This window comes from Polaromonas sp. P1_G4 (assembly GCF_056405475.1).
Map to the genome: position 1 here is coordinate 1 of NZ_JBFUCA010000386.1, position 4,117 is coordinate 4,117.

A 4,117-nucleotide genomic window follows, 5' to 3' on the forward strand; every position below is an offset into this window, starting at 1 on the left:
CGGCAGCGACGAACTCAAGCGCGAATTCCTCGCTCCAGCGATTGCCGGCGATGCCGTCGGCTGCGTCGGTGTGAGCGAGCCGGGTGCGGGCAGCGATGTCGCCTCCATCAAGAGCCATGCCCGCAAGGACGGCGGCGACTACATCGTCAGCGGCCAGAAGATGTGGATCACCAACAGCCTGCAGGCCGACTGGATGTGCATGCTGGTCAACACCGGTGAGGGCCCTGTGCACAAAAACAAGAGCCTGGTCATGGTGCCCATGCGCGACAAGGGCAAGCTGCGCAAAGGCATTGAAGCGGCCAAAAAAATCAAAAAAATCGGCATGAACTCGTCCGACACCGGCCTGATCTACTTTGACGAAGTGCGTGTGCCGCAGCGTTACCTGATCGGCAGCGAAGGCTCGGGCTTTGTCTACCAGAKGATGCAGTTCCAGGAAGAGCGCCTGTGGTGCGCAGCCAGCTGCATCCAGTCGCTGTCCAACTGCATTGAATGGACGGTCGAGTGGGCGCATGAGCGCAAGCTTTTCGGCGCCACTCTGGCTGACCAGCAATGGGTGCAGTTCAAGCTTGCCGAGATGAAGACCGAAGTCGAGAGCCTGCGCGCCATGACCTACCGTGCCTGCGAGCTCTATGTGCAGGGCCAGGACGTGACCGAGCTCGCGTCCATGGCCAAGCTCAAGGCCGGGCGGCTCAACCGCCTGGTGCCCGACACCTGCCTGCAGTTCTGGGGCGGCATGGGCTACACCTGGGAGAACAAGGTGGCGCGCATGTTCCGCGACGGCCGGCTCGCTTCCATAGGCGGTGGGGCCGACGAAGTCATGATGGGGATCATCGCCAAAATGATGGGCGTGGCCAAGTCCGGCAAGAAGGGTGGCTGAGTTCATGACCGTGCCTGGCATACGGAGCGGGGCGTCTGCATGAAAAATATCCGCTGCTTGCTGGTGGCCAATCGTGGGGAGATTGCGCGCCGCATCATGCGCACCGCGCGAACCATGGGCATGCAGACGGTGGCGGTGTATTCAGACGCCGACGCCGGTGCGCTGCATGTGCAGGAGGCGGACATCGCCTGTGTGCTGGGAGGTGCCACTTCTGCCGATTCCTATCTGCGCATCGACAAACTGGTTGCTGCGGCCAAGGCCAGCGGCGCCGATGCGGTGCATCCGGGCTACGGTTTCCTCAGCGAGAACGCCGCCTTTGCCGACGCGGTGATTGCTGCGGGGCTGACCTGGGTGGGGCCACCGCCGGCCGCGATCCGGCAGCTCGGCAGCAAGTCGGCTGCCAAGCAACTCGCCGCGGCGCAAGGCGTACCCTGCCTGCCGGGCTACCAGGGTCATGACCAGTCCGACGCGCGCTTTGAAGCCGAAGCCGCGCGCATCGGTTACCCGCTGATGGTCAAGGCCGTGGCGGGCGGCGGTGGGCGCGGCATGCGGCTGGTGCGGGAGGCCGCGCACCTTTCGGCGGCGCTCCAAAGCGCCCGCTCTGAAGCGCTCTCGGCCTTTGGCAGCGGGGAGCTGCTGATGGAGCGGGCTTTGTTAAATCCACGCCATGTCGAGGTGCAGGTGTTTGCCGACGCCCACGGCCATTGCATTCATCTGGGCGAGCGCGACTGCTCGGTGCAACGCCGCCACCAGAAGATCATTGAAGAAACGCCCTGCCCGGCGGTGGATGCTGCGCTGCGTGCGCGCATGTGTGGGGCGGCGGTAGCGCTGGCGCAAGCCGCGGGTTATGTGGGTGCAGGGACGGTGGAGTTTCTGGTTGATGGTGGCGACGTGAGCGCCGCCGGGCCGCCCCAAGGCGCGAAGGCCCCCTTGGGGGGCAGCGCAGCACACGAAGTGGCAAGCGTGGGGGCTAGTTTCTTCCTTATGGAAATGAACACTCGCTTGCAGGTCGAGCATCCGGTGACTGAAGCTGTCACAGGCCTTGATCTCGTCGAATGGCAGCTGCGCGTAGCGCAAGGCGAGCCACTGCCTCTTGCGCAGGATCAGGTGGCGTTTAGCGGTCATGCGATTGAGGTGCGCCTGTGTGCCGAAGACGAGAATTTCACGCCGCACACAGGCACGGTGCGGCGCTTTCGTGAACCCGGCGAAGTGCGCTTTGACCATGCGCTGTTTGAAGGCCAGGTGGTGTCGCCTCATTACGATTCGATGCTGGGCAAGCTGGTGGTGCATGCTGCCACACGTGAGCAAGCCATAGACCAACTGGTGGCGGCGCTGGGCCGTACCGAAGTACTGGGCCTGCCCACCAACCGGAAGTTTTTGTCGGCTTGCCTGGCCCATCCGGTGTTCCGCGCCGGGCATGCGCTGATTCCTTTTCTGGCGGAGCAGGGCGATGCGATACGCGGAGTGCTACAAAAAGAGGAGCTGCTTGCGCTTGTTCCGTATGGACTGGCGGCCATTTTCTCTCAAGATATTGACTCAAACAGCGCCGCAAACAGCCTGCCGTGCCCGTTTCCCCGACCGGTTCGGCTGCGCCACCGTGGGCAGCTGCTCGATCTGCGCATACGTGAGCTGGGCGGGGGTGTGCTGGAAATCGAAGCGGGCGGCGAGGTGTTGCAGGCGGTGATCACTCGGGGACCCGATGGTGCTCTGACGGTAGGCACAGGCCAGACCGGGCAGCGCATATCGGCGGTTCGCCTGAAGGAATCTTCCGGGCAACCCGGTGCACGCTGGCATGTGCAGACGGGCTCTGTGGACCTGTTCCTGGAAGATTCCACCTTTGCGCCGCCGGCATCCGGCGGTGTTGCAACCGCGCGGGAGTTGCGGGCGCCCTTCAACGGCAAGGTGATTGCTGTCCATGCGGCGCCAGGCCAGGCCGTGAAGCGCGGCGACACGCTGCTGGTGATTGAATCCATGAAGCTGGAGCACGCGGTCAATGCCCCGCACGATGCCGTGCTGGCGGCTGTGATGGCAGAGGTGGGTCAGCAAACAAGTACCGGGCAGGTGTTGCTGAGGTTCGATGAGGCCAAAGCATGAGAACCCGGAAAATCAGGAAAGATTTCGCTGCACGACAATTGACGCCATGACCAAAGCACAGCCCACCCCCGCCGGCGCGATTGAGTTCGAGCCGGAATTTGTCGCCAGCCTCAAAGAGCTGTTCGAGGAAAAAATCGTTTTCAACAAGTTGCTGGGGCTCAAGATCACCTCGGTGACGGCGGAACGGGTCACCGCCCGCATTGACATGCGCAACGAGCTGATAGGCCACTACGCCCACAACCGCATCCACGGCGGCGTGATCAGCGCCGGTCTGGACGCCATGGGCGGGCTCGCCGTGATGGCGGCCATAGGCGCGCGCCACATGGACGAATCGCCGATGCAGCGGCTGCACCGCTTTGCCAAGCTGGGCACCATCGATCTGCGGGTGGATTATTTGCGGCCTGGCATCAGTGAATTTTTTGAGTTGCGGGCTGAGGTGATGCGGCTGGGGTCTCGGGTGGCGAGTACGAGGATGGAGTTTCTGGGGGCTGACGGTAAGTTGTTTTCTACTGGGGCTGGGGCTTATATCGTTTCTTAAGTTTTCTTGGCCGGCTCTTGCTCCGGCCTTAGCTCTCTCTGCTGAGGGTTGCTGGCCGGGGTCGCCCGGCAGCGACTCACTTTTCTTTGCTTCGCCAAAGAAAAGTAAGCAAAAGAAAGGCGACCCTGGCTCCTGCGTCCCTACGCTTCGCTGCGGGCAACCTGTGGTGCTCGGTCCAGCCGGGGTCAAAAACAACTCGCTTCGCTCAAACAAGTTTTTGCCCTGATCCGTCTGGCCCTSYGCTCCTCGGCGCATCCACAAGGGGGTAGAGGCAGGAATACCAGCCGAAGACAGRACCCSGAATACCAGAAGAAACMAGGACWCGCCMYGGCGAGTCYTKGTTGGTATTTGTCTTTGGTATTCGGTCCCCGTTCCCGATTRSCCCTTGTGGATGCRCCGAGGAGCGGAGGTCCAGACGGAYCAGGGCAAAAACTTGTTTGAGCGAAGCGAGTTGTTTTTGACCCCGGCTGGACCGAGCACCGCAGGTTGCCCGCAGCGAAGCGTAGGGACGCAGGAACCAGGGTCGCCTTTTCGTTGGTGACGTTCATTAGGCGAAGCAACAGAAAGTTACTGGCATGCCGGGCAACCCCCGGCCAGCAGAACTCATC

Annotated in this window: 3 protein-coding genes; all 3 read left to right on the top strand. The window is 62.5% G+C overall.

All coding sequences use genetic code 11. From position 1 onward, the window contains the following. A partial coding sequence (locus AC1D1X_RS17115) for an acyl-CoA dehydrogenase family protein (protein WP_477698727.1) occupies window positions 1–877 on the top strand: 877 nt, incomplete at its 5' end. Between the two features lie 39 nt (window positions 878–916). After that, complete coding sequence (locus AC1D1X_RS17120) at window positions 917–2,971, top strand: acetyl/propionyl/methylcrotonyl-CoA carboxylase subunit alpha (protein ID WP_477668442.1); 2,055 nt, start codon at window positions 917–919, stop codon at window positions 2,969–2,971. A 46-nt stretch (window positions 2,972–3,017) separates the two neighbouring features. Continuing rightward, window positions 3,018–3,509 (top strand): thioesterase family protein, encoded by a 492-nt coding sequence (locus AC1D1X_RS17125; protein ID WP_477651237.1) that lies wholly within the window; start codon window positions 3,018–3,020, stop codon window positions 3,507–3,509. The last annotated feature ends 608 nt before the right edge of the window (window positions 3,510–4,117 follow it).

What these genes read in the sequence shown, in the direction of transcription:
- AC1D1X_RS17120 (WP_477668442.1), top strand. Translation starts at nt 917, where the DNA reads ATGAAAAATATCCGCTGCTTGCTGGTGGCCAATCGTGGGGAGATTGCG.
- AC1D1X_RS17125 (WP_477651237.1), top strand. Translation starts at nt 3,018, where the DNA reads ATGACCAAAGCACAGCCCACCCCCGCCGGCGCGATTGAGTTCGAGCCG.